Origin of the sequence: Peribacillus frigoritolerans (assembly GCF_004358755.1) — a bacterium.
In the GTDB taxonomy this organism is placed as follows: Bacteria; Bacillota; Bacilli; order Bacillales; family Bacillaceae; genus Bacillus_P.
In genome coordinates this window covers 926,870-944,978 of sequence record NZ_SMZY01000001.1, presented here as the reverse complement: position 1 = coordinate 944,978, position 18,109 = coordinate 926,870, and the positions used below count along the sequence as shown (strand labels likewise).

The 18,109-nt window shown below is 38.1% G+C and carries 19 protein-coding genes; 5 read left to right on the top strand and 14 right to left on the bottom strand.

The genetic code is table 11. The annotated features are described in order from the left end of the window. Nucleotides 1-143: 143 nt before the first annotated feature. The 10 genes from E2R53_RS04985 to murQ form a co-directional block, all read right to left on the bottom strand. Complete coding sequence (locus E2R53_RS04985) at nt 144-875, bottom strand: GntR family transcriptional regulator (protein ID WP_133310663.1); 732 nt, start codon at nt 873-875, stop codon at nt 144-146. Next, nucleotides 872-1,627, bottom strand: a complete 756-nt coding sequence (nagB, locus tag E2R53_RS04980; RefSeq protein ID WP_133310662.1) for a glucosamine-6-phosphate deaminase — start codon at nt 1,625-1,627, stop codon at nt 872-874. Before nagB ends, E2R53_RS04985 begins: the two co-directional genes overlap by 4 nt. 199 nt (nt 1,628-1,826) lie before the next feature. Further along, the gene (locus E2R53_RS04975) at nt 1,827-2,690 is read right to left on the bottom strand and encodes a MurR/RpiR family transcriptional regulator (protein ID WP_133310661.1); all 864 of its coding nucleotides are present in this window, start codon (nt 2,688-2,690) and stop codon (nt 1,827-1,829) included. Nucleotides 2,691-2,709: 19 nt separating this feature from the next. After that, entirely contained in the window at nt 2,710-3,609 is a 900-nt protein-coding gene (locus E2R53_RS04970; RefSeq protein WP_133310660.1) for an N-acetylglucosamine kinase, read from the bottom strand. Nucleotides 3,610-3,672: 63 nt separating this feature from the next. Continuing rightward, entirely contained in the window at nt 3,673-4,758 is a 1,086-nt protein-coding gene (locus E2R53_RS04965) for a DUF871 domain-containing protein (RefSeq protein ID WP_133310659.1), read from the bottom strand. A 20-nt stretch (nt 4,759-4,778) separates the two neighbouring features. Beyond that, nucleotides 4,779-5,105: a PTS lactose/cellobiose transporter subunit IIA gene (locus E2R53_RS04960; RefSeq protein ID WP_133310658.1), complete on the bottom strand. Its 327-nt coding sequence runs from the start codon at nt 5,103-5,105 to the stop codon at nt 4,779-4,781. 37 nt (nt 5,106-5,142) lie between these two features. After that, a complete protein-coding gene (locus tag E2R53_RS04955) occupies nt 5,143-6,495 on the bottom strand; it encodes a 6-phospho-beta-glucosidase (RefSeq protein ID WP_286166107.1) in 1,353 nt (450 codons plus the stop codon). Between the two features lie 389 nt (nt 6,496-6,884). Further along, the gene (locus E2R53_RS04945) at nt 6,885-8,180 is read right to left on the bottom strand and encodes a PTS sugar transporter subunit IIC (RefSeq protein ID WP_133310656.1); all 1,296 of its coding nucleotides are present in this window, start codon (nt 8,178-8,180) and stop codon (nt 6,885-6,887) included. A gap of 35 nt (nt 8,181-8,215) precedes the next feature. Continuing rightward, nucleotides 8,216-8,524 carry a PTS sugar transporter subunit IIB gene (locus tag E2R53_RS04940; protein ID WP_133310655.1) on the bottom strand — a complete coding sequence of 103 codons (309 nt, stop codon included), beginning with the start codon at nt 8,522-8,524 and terminating at the stop codon, nt 8,216-8,218. A 30-nt stretch (nt 8,525-8,554) separates the two neighbouring features. After that, entirely contained in the window at nt 8,555-9,439 is an 885-nt protein-coding gene (murQ, locus tag E2R53_RS04935; RefSeq protein ID WP_133310654.1) for an N-acetylmuramic acid 6-phosphate etherase, read from the bottom strand. A gap of 237 nt (nt 9,440-9,676) precedes the next feature. Here murQ and E2R53_RS04930 point away from each other — a divergent pair, with 237 nt between their 5' ends. Next, nucleotides 9,677-11,287, top strand: coding sequence for a glycoside hydrolase family 10 protein (locus tag E2R53_RS04930; RefSeq protein WP_286166069.1), 1,611 nt, complete (start codon nt 9,677-9,679; stop codon nt 11,285-11,287). Between the two features lie 34 nt (nt 11,288-11,321). After that, entirely contained in the window at nt 11,322-12,479 is a 1,158-nt protein-coding gene (gene anmK, locus E2R53_RS04925; RefSeq protein WP_133310653.1) for an anhydro-N-acetylmuramic acid kinase AnmK, read from the top strand. 119 nt (nt 12,480-12,598) lie between these two features. Here the strand turns inward: anmK and E2R53_RS04920 are convergent, their stop codons facing one another. Then, complete coding sequence (locus E2R53_RS04920) at nt 12,599-12,940, bottom strand: hypothetical protein (RefSeq protein ID WP_133310652.1); 342 nt, start codon at nt 12,938-12,940, stop codon at nt 12,599-12,601. Nucleotides 12,941-13,141: 201 nt separating this feature from the next. On the opposite strand from E2R53_RS04920, the gene E2R53_RS04915 reads away from it, so the two are divergent. After that, entirely contained in the window at nt 13,142-14,059 is a 918-nt protein-coding gene (locus E2R53_RS04915) for an AraC family transcriptional regulator (protein ID WP_133310651.1), read from the top strand. A 314-nt stretch (nt 14,060-14,373) separates the two neighbouring features. Next, entirely contained in the window at nt 14,374-14,766 is a 393-nt protein-coding gene (locus E2R53_RS04910; protein WP_133311157.1) for a KGG domain-containing protein, read from the top strand. A 78-nt stretch (nt 14,767-14,844) separates the two neighbouring features. Here E2R53_RS04910 and E2R53_RS04905 read toward each other — a convergent pair whose 3' ends face one another. Both E2R53_RS04905 and E2R53_RS04900 read right to left on the bottom strand, forming a co-directional pair. After that, entirely contained in the window at nt 14,845-16,278 is a 1,434-nt protein-coding gene (locus E2R53_RS04905; RefSeq protein WP_133310650.1) for a PstS family phosphate ABC transporter substrate-binding protein, read from the bottom strand. Between the two features lie 232 nt (nt 16,279-16,510). Beyond that, complete coding sequence (locus E2R53_RS04900) at nt 16,511-16,738, bottom strand: helix-turn-helix domain-containing protein (RefSeq protein WP_070877682.1); 228 nt, start codon at nt 16,736-16,738, stop codon at nt 16,511-16,513. A gap of 317 nt (nt 16,739-17,055) precedes the next feature. Between E2R53_RS04900 and E2R53_RS04895 the strand changes: the two genes are divergently transcribed. Further along, a complete protein-coding gene (locus E2R53_RS04895; RefSeq protein ID WP_070877691.1) occupies nt 17,056-17,337 on the top strand; it encodes a hypothetical protein in 282 nt (93 codons plus the stop codon). Between the two features lie 145 nt (nt 17,338-17,482). On the opposite strand, the gene E2R53_RS04890 is transcribed toward E2R53_RS04895, so the two are convergent. Next, entirely contained in the window at nt 17,483-17,953 is a 471-nt protein-coding gene (locus E2R53_RS04890) for a DinB family protein (RefSeq protein ID WP_133310649.1), read from the bottom strand. Between the last annotated feature and the right edge of the window lie 156 nt (nt 17,954-18,109).

Genomic DNA, 18,109 nt, shown 5'->3' with positions numbered 1-18,109 from the left:
GCTGAACAAAGGGTTTAATTGAAGAGGCTACACTAAGTTGATCAGGCAAAATCGACCTTATTAATTAACGGAGCGTATCAACGGCCTGGTCTCTAATTATTCCGTGGCCAGGTATTAAGTTCAATTTGCATATAAAAAATAGTTTATACTCGCTTGCGTTTCATATCAATTGCATAACTAAATCTGTCAGCTCGATAAACCGACTTAACGATCTCGAAAGGTTTATTTGAATTGAGTTTACTTAAACGTTCAATTAACAAAACAGGTTCCCCTTCTTTCAACTTTAAAAGATCAGCATCTTCGTTTTGTGCGATTGAAGCTTCAATGGTTTCTCTTCCATAATGAATTTTATGTCCTGCTTTTTGTTCTATATAATCATATATTGAAGTGACTGCAACCTTTGTTGTAAGGTCCGGCAAAAGTTCTTTGGGAATATTGAGTATCTCATAAGCTATGGGAAGCTGATTTGCATATCTTACACGTTTTATTTCGTAGAGCGTAGTGTTTTGTTCTACTTTAAGTTTTTCAGCCTGTTCAATGCTTGCTTTGACTTCTATAAAACTAACGACAAAAGTACTTGGTTCAATTCCTTTTGAAATCATACTTTCAGAAAAACCTGCCAACTCACTAGAAGAGTGTTCAATTTTCTTTTGGCATATGAATGTTCCCTTTCCTTGTTCTCGGTTTAAAAGTCCTTCTTTCACAAGGTTAGTTAATGCCTGCCTAACGGTCATCTTGCTTATTTTATATTTTTCAGCATATTCTCTTTCTGAAGGTATCATATCCCCAGGATTTAATTCATTTTCTTGAATAGCCTTCTTAATTGACTGTTGCAGCTGATAATAAAGTGGGAGCATAGCATCCTTTTCAATCATTTAGCGTATACATTTCCCTTAACTTGATGCAATTTAGACAAAGCTTCCTGATCAGCGATAATAATGACATTCGGATGCTCCTTTAGAATTGTAGCAGGAATAACATCGGTCACTTCTGAATTGAAAAGTTCATATAAAATGGACGCTTTTTGTAAACCAGAAGCAAGGAGAAGTACTTTTTTACTCTGCATAATAGTAGATATCCCCATTGTAACAGCATGAGTCGGCACTTCGTCTAGAGAATTGAAGTATCTCGAATTCGCTATTCTCGTAGATTTTTCTAACTCTATAATTTGGGTCTTTGAGTTAAATGATGTGCCAGGTTCGTTAAATCCTATATGCCCATTCTGCCCAATTCCAAGAAGCTGCAGATCAATGCCTCCCATTTTATGAATCATTGATTCATAAGAAATACATTCTTTTTCTAAATCTTTTGCTTCTCCATTAGGGAGATTTGTATTTGATGACTGAATGTTTATTTCATCAAATAAGTGTTTTTTCATATACGCATGATAGCTGTTTTCATGATTTTTAGACAAGCCAACATATTCATCTAAATTAAATGTTCTTACCTGGGCAAAGGACGTACCATGTACCTTGTGATTAAGAATAAGCTCTTGATAAGTTTTAAGAACTGTTCCTTCAGTAGCAAGTCCTAGCACTGCATTGCTTTTAGCACGTATTTGCTCAAGAATAATATCAGCTGCAAGTCTGCTCATTTCAATATGGTCTTTAGCTTCAAGCAGTTTCATTTTTCACAACCCCTTAATTGTTTCGTTTTATGAAATCGTTACCAATAGAATAATACCACGCTTTAAAATTAAATTTCAATATTAAGTACAAATAAATAAAATTAATTATCAAAATATGTTGTTGTTATACATTAAAAAAGCACAACCAATTAAGGTCATGCTGAAAAGTCTAGTAATTAATGTCCAAGCTGTATATATTTCAGTCAGTATTTCTCTTTGTGAATTTTAGAACAGATTCTCTTGAACGCTCAATTTCATTTTTATTCTCATTATAAAACTTAGATAAGTAAGCATAAAAGATTATACTTATGGTTATAAATTGGGCAAATAAAGAACTAGTTGCTGCACTTCTATATTTAGCTTCAGGAGCGCGAACGTGGTGAAGAGGCATGTCTACTTTTTTTGCTAAGCGATTGTTGCCAAACCTCGATAATCCAATTGTTTTTATGCCATATGCTTTAGCGATATCAACAAGTTGAAGGATTTCCTCTGTTTCACCGCTATTAGAAATACAGAAAAACACAGTATTTTTCGGGGATGCTGCAAGTGCAGTTGTCGTAATATGAGGATCCTGATAAGCACTTACAACCTTCCCAAGCCTGAGCCACTTCTGTGTTATATCTTCAGCTATAAGCCAGGAAGCGCCCAATCCATAAACATAAATAATGTCTGCTCCTTCAATGCTGTCAATCACCTTTTCAATAATTGCTTCGTCAAGCAGATGAGCTGTTTCTTGGATAGCTTGAACAGAATTTGAAACAATCTTATCTTTGATTGCGGATATAGATTCATTCAATTCAATATCAAAAAAACCTTGTTTCTCAGGATACGCCAAAAGAGAAGACAAAGAAACTTTTAATTCTGAAAAGCTGTTTACCCCGATAGAACGGCAAAATCTTGTTACTGCTGAACTGCTGGCAGCAGCCTGAGAAGCAAGCTCATGAATTGTCATTCTAACTATGTCTTTAGGGTTTTCTAAAATATACACTGCGATTTTTTTTTCAGACTTAGGCAATTGATTAAGTAAGCTTTCGATTCTCAATAAGATATTTTCAACATGCATAGTAGGTCTGTTCTCCTCATCATGTACCAATACGTTTAAGAGCAAGATAGTAACACCCTAAAGTAGAAGACACCTCTTCAGTGATAATGGCAGCGTCTGGTTTGCTTTCCTTAAGATGTTTCACAAAAGAATCTTGCACTATTTTTATATTGGTCAATATACTTCCTTTTATTGCTATTGTAACATTTTGAGGGAAATTTAACGTCTCGCAAACATTCAAAGTTGTTTTTGCAAGATAGGATCCGGCCTCTTCGAGAATATTGCGAGCAAAGTCATCTCCATAATTAGCATGTTTTACAATTGTGGGAGTAAAGGCAGCGATATCTGCTTTCGATGCTTTGTAGATGAATTTTTTTATTCCTGCTGCCCGATCATACCCCAGGGCGGAGAGGATTTCTTCTGTCACAGGGTTGTGTGGAAGACCACAATCTTCTTCTTCTGTCATTTTGATAAATGCCTGCATTGCAATCCAATAGCCGCTCCCTTCATCTCCTAGAAGATGTCCCCATCCGCCTGCCATTCTTTCAAGACCACTTTTAATACCAATGCTGACTGAGCCTGTACCAGAAATGGTTAAAATTCCATCTTGCCCTTTCAGTGAAGCTGCATGTGCAATTACACCATCATTAAAGATAGTAAAGGGTGATTTAAATGCCTGGTTTAACGCATTTTCCAGTTTTAAAGGGTTCTCGACACCTCCATAACCGGCTAAACCTAAACAAATATACCGGCATTCATGTATATTAAATGGCTCCATGCAATCTTGAATGGCTTGAATAATATGTTCAATGGCCTTGTCTTCGTCAACAAGTAAATTACCGAACCCCGATTTACCTTCATTTAATCTGTTTCCATATAAATCATAAGCAACTGCTTCTGTTTTTGTTCCTCCGCCGTCTACTCCAATAATGTAGTCCATTTCTTTCTCCTTTCAGTAAAAAAAAAGGAAGGAATTCCTTCTATTCCTTCCTTCTTGTTAATTTTATTCAATTGTAAACTGGAATTTATCCCACGACTGTAAGTAATCCAGGAGTATGATTTCATCTTCAGCTATTCTTCCGACGACATTTGTTTTACCTGAATTGTGCATATCTTTTAAAGCAATTTGCAGTTCTCCTTTGTACTGGCCGTAAAGCTCGTTTTCGATTAGAATATCTCCTCGTTTAATATCGGGAGTATACGTTGGCTTGAATTCTTCTTGTTTATATTTTACCCTTGACTGAGTGGAGCGGACAAGATATTCTGATACGTCACCACGGTAAAAATGAAGCTCTTCCAGTACAATCTTTTTCTCTAAATCTGTTATGGTGCTATGCAGCTCAATTTGGAACGTAATCATCTGGCTGTTTACCATGCTGAGAGCCTTTAATTCTTCTTCTGATGCATAAGCATTGGCAATTACAATGTCATCAATTAATCCTGTTGCAAATAAATGCTTGGCCTGAGTTGTAATTGGCAATTCACGATGCATCTCAAGCGTGCATAGCCCTTCTGTAACCGGCCACGGGCCAAATGTCGCTGAGTGTGAGTTAATGAATGAAGTTGTACGGATATTATGCTTTTTGAATTGCTCACAGCATTTTAAAAAGTGTGCATAGCTCAATCCTGCATAGCGATGTGGATAGAAGTTATGTGAGCCTTCCAGATTTTCTTTTTTAGGTCGATATGAAATGATATTATCCAAATATTTATTGGCATTGCTCATTGGAATCTCTATTTTTAAATCATATGGATTATGAGTCATTATGGCTTCTTCATTTCCCGTAAATCCCATATCAAGTCTAATTCCATAAGCACCAAGCTCTGCAAAAAACGATAGATCATTGTATGAAATACCAAGCTTTCCGAAAACTCTCGGAGCAATGTCGATCATGACTTCCATATTTAATTCATTCGCATATGAAATCGTTTCCTTAAATTCTCTCATAATTTTTTCTTTATCGCCTTCTACTGACAAAAGGCATGTAAAGATCTTTTTAAAGCCATGCTTATGGGCTAGAGCTATATATTCTTTATCCTTTTCCACAGTTGAATGCTCAGGATAAATGGAAATGCCAAGCTTTTTCATTTACTTTCACCTCAAATTAATTAATCTTTCGGAGCTAATTTCTTTATAATGCGAATCATGTGATCAATGAGCTTCTGTTCACTGATTGCCGTCATTAAATGATCTTGAGCATGAATCATAAGCAGCGTTTTCTCGCTCGGCGCACCGTTTAGTTCTGCCTGAATTAATTTAGTTTGAGTTTTGTGGGCTAAGTTGAGTTCATCAGAAGCTTGTTTAATCAATTCTTCCGCTTTTTCAAAATTAAATTGTTCCGCTTCTGTTAATGCTTCAAATGCAAGTCCTCTTGCATTGCCGCCATGCGAAATAATTTCAAATATTTCCATCTCTTGGTTTTTTATCTCTTCCATTTCAATAACACTCCCTGAAAATGTATTAATTGAACCTTTAAATTTCAACGGGTTCTTGCAGTCTTTCTGAATTAAAGAATTGTGGCAAGTACTCTTTATGGGCTTTTAGTAATTCCTGCAGTACCTTTTCAGCTAAATCGTCACTTGGGATAAGCGGATTAATTGTAAGCGCCAATAGCGCTTTATCATATGACCCGGCAACAGCAGCTTCTGCTCCAATTCGCTCAAAGGATTTAATTTGCTGGACTAATCCATTTATTTGAATCGGCAGTCTCCCCATAGTCAAAGGAATTGGGCCGTTCTTAGTCACGATACAGCTGACTTCGACTGCTGAATCGTACTCAATATCACTAATTGATCCTTTGTTTTGAACATTCAACACTTGAATATCCTTTTTATCATTATAAATGGACGAAATAACATTACATGCCGCATCACTGTAGTATGCTCCTCCACGCTGTTCCAATTGTGGCGGTTTAACGTCCAAGTCCTTGTCTTTGTATAATTCAAAAAGTCCTTCTTCTAATTTTTTTACGATTTCAGCTCTTGTTTTTCCGGATTTAAATGCTTCCATTTCTTCATTTAGGATATTACTGGTTTTGTAGTAATAACGATGGTAAGGGCAAGGAACAACGCCTAATGACTTTAAGAATCTTGGATTCCATGGTAAAGGGGCAACATTTTTCATCGTCATCTGAATTTCAGGATCTCCGAGCATTTCAAGCACTCTATTTGTAATTTCCTGATCATCTAAATATACATGGAGTCCGAACACCATATGATTAAGACCAGCAAAATCAATATGTACTCTATTCATTTCAACACCGAGCATTTTAGAAATAGAAAGATGCATATTAAAAGGTACATTGCATACGCCAATTACTTTTTTATGGCTGCTGTAGCGCAGCAATGCCTCTGTTACCATCCCAGCAGGGTTTGTAAAATTAATAAGCCATGCTTCTGGACAAAGTTCCTGCATTTCTTCTGCAATTTCCAACAGAACCGGAATTGTTCTAAGTGCTTTAAACAGACCTCCCGCGCCATTTGTTTCTTGTCCTATCAAGCCCATTTGAAGAGGAATACGTTCATCTTTAATCCTCGCATCCAGTAATCCTACTCTCATCTGAGTCGTAACAAATGAAGCATCCTTCAAAGCTTTGCGTCGGTCCATTGTAAAATGAATCTCCATAGGAACTCCGGCTTTTTCTACCATTCTTCTTGCCAGATCTCCTACAATCTCAAGTTTTTCTCTGCCTGCTTCAATATCTACCAGCCATAATTCTCTGATCGGCAATTCATGATAACGTTTGATAAAGCCCTCAATAAGTTCCGGAGTATAGCTGGATCCGCCTCCAATAGTGGCTACCTTTAATCCAATGTTGTTATTGATCAATTCATACACCTCAGTTTAGAGTTTAGTTTTGCTTAGCCATAAAGAATAGAAAAACAAATCAAACCGTTTAGCAGGAGCAACAGCAAGAATAACTGGCCTGATTTTTTCTTCTCTTTGAACTTTCCCTCTATAAACACCAGTATCAAAACTAGACAGGCACTTATTCCAATTGTATTTACCAAAAAGAGAGATAGCTCTTTATCTATGCCAAATCCATATAAGATCGGATTTAAAACAAGATTAAGAATAAGCATAAAACAAAAAAATAAAAAAGCACTTTTATATGAAAAGAAATGAATTCTGTGCACTTGCTTCATGGTAATCTTCCTCTTTTCTAATGAACAAAGGGAGTCTGGGACTATGTGCTCCAAACTCCCTTTATACTCTTATAGGGCAATTTTTTTACTGTCTGCAGATACTTCTGTATCAGCAGTTTCCATAGCAAGAAGCTTTTTGTCGTACATCTTAAAGAATGGTAAATAAACAATAACTGAAATGGCGATATTCGTCAGACATAGAACTATTGCTCTCCAGTCTCCTCCTGTTGATAGGTAGGCGCCTATAGGTGCCGGCAAAGTCCATGGCACCATGACATAAGTTGGATTTACCAGTCCAATGGAAGTTACAACATAGGCAAGTGTAGCACCGATAAGAGGTGTGACAACAAACGGTATAATTAAAATAGGATTTAAAACAATAGGCATACCGAAAATAACTGGTTCATTAATATTGAAGATACTTGGAACAATTGTAGCTTTTCCCATTGCTTTACTATAGCTTGATTTGGCAGTTAAGAGCATGGCAATGACTAAACCAAGGGTAGCTCCTGAGCCTCCAATCCAAATGAACCATTGGAAAAATGTTTCAGGTGCCACGTGAGGGATTGCTTTACCAGCAGCGACAGCTGCAGAGTTATTCGCTAAATAGACTTCCCAAACCGGGCGTGCAACTGCTCCGACAACAGATACTCCATGAATACCGAATGACCAGAAAAAAGTAATCAAAAATACCGGAACTAATACTCCTGGTAAAGTATCTCCTGCGCTGACTAATGGTGCTACAGCTTTATCTACTAGCGAATGCATGTCAACATCAAGAACAACTGTGATAATTGTCATAACAACCAAAACGAGTGTTACCGGAATTAATGCCTCGAAAGAACGTGCCACTGATGTAGGAACTGAATCAGGCATTTTAATCGTAATGTTTTTAGTTTTACAAAGGCGTAAAACTTCTACAGCAAAAATGGATACAAGCATTCCAACAAAAAGTCCGTGTCCGCCAAGGTTTACCATTGGCAATACAAAACCGACACCTTCCATCGTGTTAATTCCGATTGTGAAGAGAAACGCTGCCAGTGCCAGTAATCCGCCGGACAACGGATCGAGTTTATAACTTTGGGCTAAACTGTATCCTATACCAAACGTGATATAGAGTGTCATAATATACATAGTTAAACGATATGGAATTAATATTTCTGCAATATTTTTTGCTGCCCACTCTCCCACAGCAGAATCTGCTGACACTGGCGGAAAAGCAATCAGAAGGAAAAGACTTCCGAATATAATAAACGGCAAAGCTGACACTACTCCATCACGAATTGCTCTGAGGTGCTTTTGCTCAGATAATTTGGCCATTGGTGTCGATAAATTATTCTCTAAAAAAGACACGAATTTTTCCATACATTTTTCCCCTTTGGTTGAAGAGTTTTAGAAGATTATTTTTGAACTGTCTCTGTGATAATTTTTAATAATGCTGGTCCACCAAGTGGGCTGTATGCTTGAGCCGGGATTATTCCACAAGGAACGCCTGCTTCATCGGCTGATGCTTTGAATCCGTCAAAACGGTGTTTGACCTGTGGAGCTACCATTGCTACATCCCACCCGTTTTTCACCTCTGAATCAAATTCCTGCGTGCCTACTGCTAATACCTCAATAGCTTGTCCCTTCTTTTCCCCTTCTTTTTTTAAAGCGTTTACAACGATTGCACTTGACATTCCGCCTGAACAAACGAATAATACCTTCATTTTTTTGCCTCCTAGAATAGTTATTAAAATTTAGATCGCTTGTCTTATAAAACCATGAGCTGTCTTTAAACGATTTGTTGCTTCTTCATAAGAAAGGTTTGTTAAGATCATTACGATCGCAATTTTCGGCTGTGATTTTGCTTTTTCGAGAAACTCTTCTGCCACTTCATATGTACATTCAGTAGCGTCCATAATAATTCGCTTTCCGCGTTCAACTAATTTTTCATTTGTTAACTGCAGATCCACCATCAAGTTACCATACACTTTGCCTACTCCTACCATGGATGCTGTAGAAAGCATATTGCACACCAGCTTTTGAGATGTACCGGCTTTTAGTCTGGTTGAACCCGTTAACACTTCCGGTCCATTAACAACTTCTATGGCAATGTCAGCTATTTTTCCAATCTCTGAACCTCTGTTGCAGCTTAGAGATATGGTTTTCGCCCCTATCTGAGCAGCATATTTTAAACCGCCGATAACATAAGGCGTTCTTCCGCTGGCAGCTATGCCTACAACAACATCTTTATTTGTCAATTGATTCTTTTTTAAATCTTCAATACCGAATTCCAAACTGTCTTCTGCGCCTTCAACCGCTTTAATGAATGCATTCTCCCCGCCTGCGATAAGCCCAACGACTTCACTTGGGTCCGTATTAAATGTAGGAGGACATTCCACAGCATCCAGTAAACCAATTCGTCCGCTGGTTCCGGCTCCAAGATAAATCAGCCTTCCATTTTGTTTCTTGGCTTCAATGATCATATCTACCGCTCTTGCAATTTGAGGCAGCTCTTTTTTTACACAGTTAGCTACTTTACTATCTTCTTCGTTCATCACTTCGAGGAATTCAAGCGTTTTCATTTCATCTAAACGCATTGTCCTCTCATTACGACGCTCTGTTGTTAAATGATCCAGCATACAATCATCATCCTTTTTGTCAGCAAATATGGAAACGCTTTAATATATGAAAATATAACACTTTTAAAAATAATTATCAATATATTATATACATTTTTAAAAAAAAATTTTAAAATGACATTAGTAGAATTTTCTAAAAATCTCTCTTTCTTGAAAATAGAGTTAAATAAGATATTTATTATTTGTTAACGCTTACAAATAATTTATATAAATATTTTTAAAGGGGTTGTACTGGTTATGGGTATTCAAAGGGTAAAAAGAAAAGCAGGTTCACTCGCAATGGCTGCGATCATAGGAGGTTCTCTTATCCTCCCCTCACATTCGGCTGCAAACGCTGAGTCACGATTGATTCCAGAAAACACAGTGTACTTAAAGGAGGAATTGCGGGCAGCATGGATGGCTAGTGTACTGAATATTGACTGGCCATCAAAACCAGGATTGCCAATTGAGACTCAGAAAGAAGAATTCACGCGCTATTTGGATGAACAAAAAGCAATGGGAATGAATGCAGTCGTCATGCAAATTAAACCAACGGCAGATGCATTTTACCCATCTGAGTACGGACTTTGGTCAGAGTATTTAACTGGGGTTCAAGGGAAAGACCCTGGCTACAACCCACTTTCATTCATGGTTGAAGAAGCACACAAGCGCAACATGGAGTTCCACGCCTGGTTTAATCCCTACCGAATTACAATGTCTTTAGGGAAGACAGCTGAATTATCAGACCTTGAAAAACTTCCCGAGGCTCATCCTGCCAGAAAAAATCCTGAATGGGTTATTCCCTATGGACAACAATTGTATTTCGATCCGGGCAATCCAGAAGTTCAGCAATTTGTAACTGATGGAATAATAGAAGTCGTTAAACAATATGATATTGATGCTGTCCATATGGACGATTATTTCTATCCATACAAGATTGCTGGAGTGCCATTTCCTGATCAAGCCTCCTATCGAAAATATGGAATGGATAATTTTTCTAATGTTGAAGACTGGCGCCGTAACAATGTTAACAACTTAGTGGAAGATATCAATCTAGCTATTAAAATGGAAAAACCTTATGTCAAGTTTGGTATTAGCCCATTCGGCGTGTGGCGCAATAAATCAGCTGATCCAACAGGATCTGATACCCAGGCAGGGCAAACAAATTATGATGATTTATATGCAGATACCAGAACGTGGATCAACAATGGCTATATAGATTACATAGCACCCCAACTGTATTGGAATATCGGCCTCCCTGTTGCAGATTACGCCAAGCTCCTTGATTGGTGGACACAAGAGGTCAAAGGAAAAAATGTTCACCTTTATATTGGACAAGCAACCTATAAGATTAATACAGTGTCTAACGGTGTACAAAACTGGTTTAATCCAGAAGAAATGCCAAATCAGATAAAATTGAATAGAACTTATGAAGAATTTGATGGGAGCATGCATTTCAGCGCAAAAGATTTACGCAGAAATCCTCTTGGGATTGCAGATCGTCTAACTACCGATTTATATAAACATCCTGCATTAGTTCCCCCAATGACCTGGATAGATAATCGTGCTCCACATGCACCAAAAGTCATTCAATTAAAACAAACCAGTGATGGCATAAAACTAAAAGTTGAAGCTCAGAATCATGGTGATACCTCCTATTATGCGATTTATCGTTTTGAAGGGAAGAAAAAAGGAAATATTGAAGATTCTAGAAATTTGATAGCTACTATTCATAATGAAAATTTGAGTCAAGTTTTCTTCGATAAAACAGCAATAAAAGGGCGGACGTATACATATGTTCTAACTGCCCTAGACCGTACCCACAATGAAAGCAAACCAACAAGACCAATTCATGTAAAAGTAAAATAACGTTGATAAATTCTAATGAAAGCAGGAAAAGGAAATGTACATTGTAGGATTAATGTCTGGTACATCTTTAGATGGAATAGATGCCGCACTGGTTCGGGTTCACAATAGTGGGTTAGATACTGACTTAGAAATAATAGAGTTCATCACTTATCCCTTTCCAAAAGATATTGAATCAGAGATTATACAGTCCCTATCTGTTGAGACTTCTAATGTGCAGTTAATTTGCAGTCTGAATTTCAAATTAGGTAAATTATTTGCAGATGGCGTAAAAGAAGTTTGTAAGAAAGCTAATCTTCCAATTGAAGAATTAAATCTTATAGGTTCTCATGGACAAACCATTTACCATCAGCCTTTGGCGGAGAATCATTTTGTCCCCTCTACATTCCAAATTGGAGAAGCTGCAGTAATTGCCCACGACACAGACACAATGGTCATATCCAATTTCCGCACGATGGACATGGCTGCAGGAGGACAAGGCGCACCTTTAGTCCCCTATACAGAATATATCCTTTATCGGAGTGAAACTAAGGGAAGACTACTTCAAAACATCGGGGGAATAGGGAATGTAACTGTTCTGCCAAAGGGTGCATCACTAAGTGATATGGAGGCTTTTGATACAGGACCGGGAAATATGATTATAGATGAAGTGTGCCGCCAATTATTCGGGATCAATTATGACAAGGGCGGTAAGATTGCTAAACAAGGAAAAGTGAATGCAGATCTCTTATCATATTGTATGAATCACCCATACATTATGAGCGCCCCTCCTAAGTCGACTGGAAGAGAACTGTTTGGAAAACAATATGTTGTAAAACTTTTAGAAGCTTTTAAAACACTTTCAAAAGAAGACATATTAACAACTGTGACAATGTTTACAGCTAAGTCGATTGTCGAGAATTACCAGACCTATATTTTCCCAAAGACCGATATAGATGAAGTGATTATAGGTGGAGGCGGTAGCTACAACCACACATTATTAGAAATGATTCAATCCTTACTCGGCAACTCAATCAAAGTTATAACTCAAGAGGAATTAGGTTATTCTTCGGAATCTAAAGAAGCTGTAGCATTCGCATTACTTGCAAATGAAACATATCACGGTAACGCTAGTAACGTTCCCGCAGCAACAGGTGCTGGAAATGCAGTTATTCTTGGGAATATCACTTATCCTCCTAGAGCAAGATTAAACTAATTTGCAAAATTGACTCAAGTTTTATTATTCAGGCAACAGTGAAAAAAGGAACTACCGGACTGCCAAGAGTTCCTTTTGACTGTTGTTTTTCATTCTTCCAATCTACTTATAAAAGAATCTTACATTCCTCCACTATGTTCCAATAAAACCGTCTTTTCCTTGCTTTTGTATACCCTTTTAACTGCCATCCTAATAATTAGGCAGAGAATTCCTACACCAAAAATCAATAAATATACGTCTTTAGCAAATGTATCAAGCAGATTTCCAAATAGGATCTGGCCAACTGGAGTCGCTGTCATAACGAGAGCAGTCTGAATGGACATCACCTTCCCTAAAATACCATTCGTGGTATCTTGCTGGATAAGAGTATTGATGAAAATATTTACAATGGTCAAAGAAAACATAACCAGAATGGAGCACGCAGTAACAATTAGATAACCGGCTAATTTGCTGGTTATCAAACTGGTTGTTCCCCCTGCCCGTACTACAGACAGGGGAATCCTAGAAATTAATCCTTTTACATCATTATGCAACATATAAAAATGCCATTGGTATCACATTCGTATCAAACCATTGCCTAATACTCTCACAACCATTTACGAAGAAAGTGAATTAGCTTTATAATGGCACCATCGAGGATGAAGTAAACAAAGGAGGGATTTATGTTTGAACAAATAGTCAGACAAAGAGTTGAGCTTGCAAAAACCATAGAGAGTCATACAGGAAGGGACGGGACTCAAATAACTTCAATACCGTCTTTATTTTTCTCCCGTTACTCTAAAGAAACTGGGCCAAATTACGGAGTTCACAAGCCTTCCTTATGCATTGTCGTTCAAGGGATGAAGGAGGTATTGCTTTCACAGGATCGATTCAGGTACGGTCCTGCCGATTACCTTGTTGCATCCGTTAACCTGCCAATTACCGGACAAGTCACAGAAGGGTCTTTCGAAATTCCTTATCTGGCTCTCAAACTTGAATTCACTTCTAGTAAAATATTAGAGGTGTTACGTGAATTTCAAATGGAATCCGACAAGAAGAAAAATGCTAAACGAGGTATGTATGTCAGTAAAATAGATCCATCTTTGCTAGACGCGGTATCAAGATTAGTTCGTTTGCTGGATACTCCAAAAGACATCAAGGTACCCGCTCCTCTAATCGTGAAAGAAATCATCTATAGGGTTCTGCAAGGAGAACATGGGGACATGCTGAAACAAATCGCAATAGAAGGAAGTTCTACCCATCATATCAGTGAAGTGATTGAACATATCATGACTAACTATGAAAAGTCATTTAAGATTGAGGAACTTGCGGAAATAGCAAATATGAGTGTTTCTTCCCTTCATCGGCACTTTAAAGAGATAACCGCGATGAGCCCAATTCAATTCCAAAAACAACTGAGACTTCAAGAAGCCCGAAGCTTGTTATTATCAAAATCAGCAGATGCAGCAGATGTTGCATTCCAGGTAGGCTATGAAAGTCCATCGCAATTCAGCCGTGAATATTTGCGCATGTTTGGTTTACCGCCTAAAGAAGATATTAAGCGCCTGAAGGAGGAATATGACCAAAGGGAAAAAGCTTGATTCCCTTTCACGCGGGTTCATTCTAAGAACTAATTATAGCGGCAGCTGCTCATATAAAAAGTGCATCAATCTAATCCCAGATTCATGCACTTTTTCATTCTGTAATTTTCCTTTCTTCGTACACCATAGCTTTTTCTATATAAAAGACCCCTTTGACTCATACATCATTTTCTTTTTACACTTGGTTCATATTATCTATTTAACAGATTCTAACTAGGCCTTTTGGAATTTTTTATCATAATTCCGTTTTATCCCTTCAGAGACGGGTAAGTAAACAACGTAGTTAAAATCCATATTCTAAGGAGGAATGTATGATGGCTAACCAGAAAAATGGCAAGATGAGCCCCGAAGAAGCCGGCCGGATGGGTGGACAGGCTACAGCAGACTCTCATGATAAGGAATTCTACCAGGAAATCGGACAAAAAGGCGGACAGGCAAATGCCGCTCAGCAAAATCAATCGAATCAGAACAGCAGCAGTTCTGACAATAACAGGAAAATGAGCCGTGAGGAAGCTGGACGCAAAGGCGGACAAGCAAGTTCCTCAAATCAAAATCAGTCAAATAATAGCAGCAGCAGTTCTGACAATAAAGGGAAAATGAGCCGTGAGGAGGCTGGACGCAAAGGCGGACAAGCCACCGCTGATTCACATGATAAGGAGTTTTACCAGGAGATCGGACAAAAAGGCGGAGAAAAAAGCAGACGTTAAGATGGACAACAAACACCCCTTCCTTTTTTAGGAAGGGGTGTTTGTTGTCATATTTGTTACAGTGTTATTAAGGTAAGTTCATTCATATCTTATGTACCCAATCTCTTCAACAATCTGCTGACCCTGTTGCCCTCTCATCCATTCCAAAAACGGGTCGATGTTTTTATTGGGATTTGATTTTAAGCTGATGGCATAAAGATTCGCGGTAAAAGGATACTCCCCGCTTGAAATAGATTCCGGAACCGGTTCGACTCCATCAATTGTAAGAAGCTTAATGTCTTGATTTTCCTTCATTCCCGTTGCAAAAAAGCGGAAAGAAAACCCGATGGCGTTCTCATAATTCCGATAATCAGCGACTTGCTCAATGATGCCGCCCATCCCTTGAGGCACTTCCTCTTTTAATGGTTTTTCAATCGCCGTATTCCCCATAATCTTTTCAAGCAGTGTCTGGCTTCCAGAGTTTTTAGGCCTCTGAAAAGCAACTATCTTTTCATCCTTGCCTCCAAGCTGAGACCAATTATTAATTTCACCAGAATAAATGCCCTGAATGTCAGATACGGATAGACTGTCAATCTTATTGCCGGGATTAACAAAGAAAACAAATGCCTCTTTTCCAATCGGTGTCATGACAAGCTCTTTCCCTGCCTCCTCAGCCATCAGCCGCTGTTCTTTGGATGGCTCAGCGCCAAAATAAAGATCGACCTCACCAGACAGCAGCCGTTCATAGGCATAAATGGTGTTAGTAAAGCTGACAACTTCCTTTTCCATCGAGACGACTGACCGGACATTTTTGTAGGTCGCTTCTGCAAATGCTGAATACACAGGAAAGGCGGCTTCCGCCCCGTCAAGAACAGGCATTTCACTCGATTTTTCAATCGTAAAATCTGCACCGTTTTTCAGTTTTGGCAGCTTGTTATCAGGATTTGTCACTTCATAAGGTGTCAGATCCGTACTTGAAAACCCGCCCCCATACTCAAAGCCATATGAAGGGAGCACTGTTTTGTTCCGATTCATTTGCACAGCAGCTCCAGTGCCGATTCCTATTATAATAATTGAAAGAATAGCGATCCCTTTTTTAAAGGAAAACGCGAATACACGCTTATTTAGGAACAGGGAAATCAGCACCGGCACTAGTAGGGCTATTTCATAAGCAAGAGGTGCCCATAAAAAAGTTCTTCCTTCTCCTTCAAAAGAAGAAAAGAAAAAAACCGGTGCATAGGCCAGGTGAAAAATTCCGTAATAAAGCCACGCGCCGTCCCCGGTAAATCCTCCGCTTACAAGCATAGCCATTGCCCATAGCACTGTTGTATACACAAGCGGCAGGGAAATGATCAAAATATCATTCTTATGCGGCTTTCTGGATTTCAGCCATCCTGCCGCAAAGCCACCTGCGATAAAGACTATAAGTGAAGCTATGTATATACTATTTAGCCCAGCACTTAATAAAACAACAGATAAAATGGATAAAGCAAATGGCACTAATCCGAAATATAAAAACCATTTTAAAAACATCCCAACACTCCCTGAATTAGGTTATAGTGTAATATTACACCTTTTTCCTAATTCTCACAATGCGAGATTCGGATTTCTTTCAATAAACTTTTTTCTTTCATAAATGGATTGTAAAGATTACAAGTTTGCTATAGGAGACTTAATAAAAGGTTTCTTTACCTTCTTTCCTTTTAGCAGCTTTACCGTTAAGGTGTAAAAAGGCATTTCTCTACTTAAGAGAAACGCCTTTTTTCTAATTTATTTTGTTTTTCTTTTGAAAATTTTCTTTATCAACAAGTTCTGATGCAGGGACATCTAAGACCGTAGAGAGTTTTAAGATGGTTTGGGTGTCAGGCACTTTTTCACCGGATTCATACTTTTCGATGGTTTGCCGTCCAAGACGCGCTTTAAAAGCAAGTTCTTCCTGACTCATGTTTTTCAGCTCACGATAATGTTTTAAATGTTCACCAAAATGTGACATGCTGATTCCTCCCTAAAATCATCCAATTTATACTTTTAGTTTATCACTTCATCAGCTTATTGCATCATTGTAAACGTGAACATTATGTTAATGATTATGAAATTTATATTCATGAATCTCTTCTATATGTATGTTGATCATTATATAGGAAATAACAGTCGATCCAGAAGCGTCCCTTTCTATTCATCCTGTTTTGTTAGACTTTCCTCATTTATGGTTTTTATTAGTACACTTTACAGATTTTTTGTTTTTTGGCTACATAAGTTTTATTTCATCTGGAAATAGTAAAAACAATGTAAATAGAAAGGAGTTTTATGATGTATAAAAAATGGTTATCACTGCTTATGGGTGTATTGGTCTCAGCTTTCCTTCTTGCTGGGTGTGCCACGAACGATGATCAGGATCCGGCACCGCCTGAAGAAGAACAAAATGAGGAAGAACCAGGCATGGATGAAAATGAGAATGGAAATGATGAAGCGCCAGGTGTAGATGAAAATGATACAATGAATAAAGATGATGAAAAAGATTCAGATCCAGACCCAGAGGATCCAATTGAAGATCCGGAAGATATGAATGATCCAGACAGAAAAGATGACTGATAAAAAACTGCACCCCAAATGTTAGACATATTCTAACATTTGGAGGTGCAGTTATTTTATGGGCAAAATTAAATGTCGGGGAAGTACCTCAATCAGTTTTAAATAAGCATTTCATTCACTAAAACAAACTGTTTATACATACGAATCAGCGATGGGATGGCCACGACCCCTGCATTTTTCTGATTTGAATCATTTGACCCGTATGATATGCGTCGTGAAGAAAGATATCCAGCAGTTTCCCTTCAAGACCATTTTGTTCAAGTTCTTCAACGGCAGTTTCACTTAGGATCTTTCTTAAATTGAGATGAGCGGTTTCAGCTCGTTCAACGACTTTTTTCCAATCCTTCTCTTCATTTGATTGTTCCGTGAGATAGAAGTTTTCGTCCCCGCTGAGATTTAGTGTCCAGTCACGGCCTTCCATGTTTGCGACAAGCCTCTCTTTGTAGTAAATGAGATGATTAACATTCTCCCAGATTGTTTTAGCTGCCTCTTCAGGGGGTCTCCAGCTTGCTTGTTCTGCTGTTATTCCTTCCATTGCATGTTTAAGCGGAGCATACCAGCTCTCCTTATCAAACGTTGAATCGAGCACTTTTAAAAGGAATTCAATTCGGTTCAATGTTATCTCCTCCTTGAGCAGTTATCATTTATAAAAACAGTAAACTTGTAAAAACCGATTTTTTCTATACCCATCACTTCTATAATAAAGAGCATTTCTCCTTCATAAAGTGTCCATGATTGGGGATCTAACATTTGGTGTGTAAATATAAAAAGG

Bases quoted from the DNA above. Each gene is read 5' to 3' on its own strand.
- E2R53_RS04910 (WP_133311157.1), top strand. From the start codon at position 14,374: ATGGCTAACCAGAAAAATGGCAAGATGAGCCCCGAAGAAGCCGGCCGG.
- murQ (WP_133310654.1), bottom strand. From the start codon at position 9,439: ATGCTGGATCATTTAACAACAGAGCGTCGTAATGAGAGGACAATGCGT.
- E2R53_RS04900 (WP_070877682.1), bottom strand. From the start codon at position 16,738: ATGTCACATTTTGGTGAACATTTAAAACATTATCGTGAGCTGAAAAAC.
- E2R53_RS04915 (WP_133310651.1), top strand. From the start codon at position 13,142: ATGTTTGAACAAATAGTCAGACAAAGAGTTGAGCTTGCAAAAACCATA.
- nagB (WP_133310662.1), bottom strand. From the start codon at position 1,627: ATGAAACTGCTTGAAGCTAAAGACCATATTGAAATGAGCAGACTTGCA.
- anmK (WP_133310653.1), top strand. From the start codon at position 11,322: ATGTACATTGTAGGATTAATGTCTGGTACATCTTTAGATGGAATAGAT.
- E2R53_RS04985 (WP_133310663.1), bottom strand. From the start codon at position 875: ATGATTGAAAAGGATGCTATGCTCCCACTTTATTATCAGCTGCAACAG.
- E2R53_RS04905 (WP_133310650.1), bottom strand. From the start codon at position 16,278: ATGTTTTTAAAATGGTTTTTATATTTCGGATTAGTGCCATTTGCTTTA.
- E2R53_RS04970 (WP_133310660.1), bottom strand. From the start codon at position 3,609: ATGGACTACATTATTGGAGTAGACGGCGGAGGAACAAAAACAGAAGCA.
- E2R53_RS04940 (WP_133310655.1), bottom strand. From the start codon at position 8,524: ATGAAGGTATTATTCGTTTGTTCAGGCGGAATGTCAAGTGCAATCGTT.
- E2R53_RS04945 (WP_133310656.1), bottom strand. From the start codon at position 8,180: ATGGAAAAATTCGTGTCTTTTTTAGAGAATAATTTATCGACACCAATG.
- E2R53_RS04960 (WP_133310658.1), bottom strand. From the start codon at position 5,105: ATGGAAGAGATAAAAAACCAAGAGATGGAAATATTTGAAATTATTTCG.
- E2R53_RS04930 (WP_286166069.1), top strand. From the start codon at position 9,677: ATGGGTATTCAAAGGGTAAAAAGAAAAGCAGGTTCACTCGCAATGGCT.
- E2R53_RS04975 (WP_133310661.1), bottom strand. From the start codon at position 2,690: ATGCATGTTGAAAATATCTTATTGAGAATCGAAAGCTTACTTAATCAA.
- E2R53_RS04895 (WP_070877691.1), top strand. From the start codon at position 17,056: ATGTATAAAAAATGGTTATCACTGCTTATGGGTGTATTGGTCTCAGCT.
- E2R53_RS04965 (WP_133310659.1), bottom strand. From the start codon at position 4,758: ATGAAAAAGCTTGGCATTTCCATTTATCCTGAGCATTCAACTGTGGAA.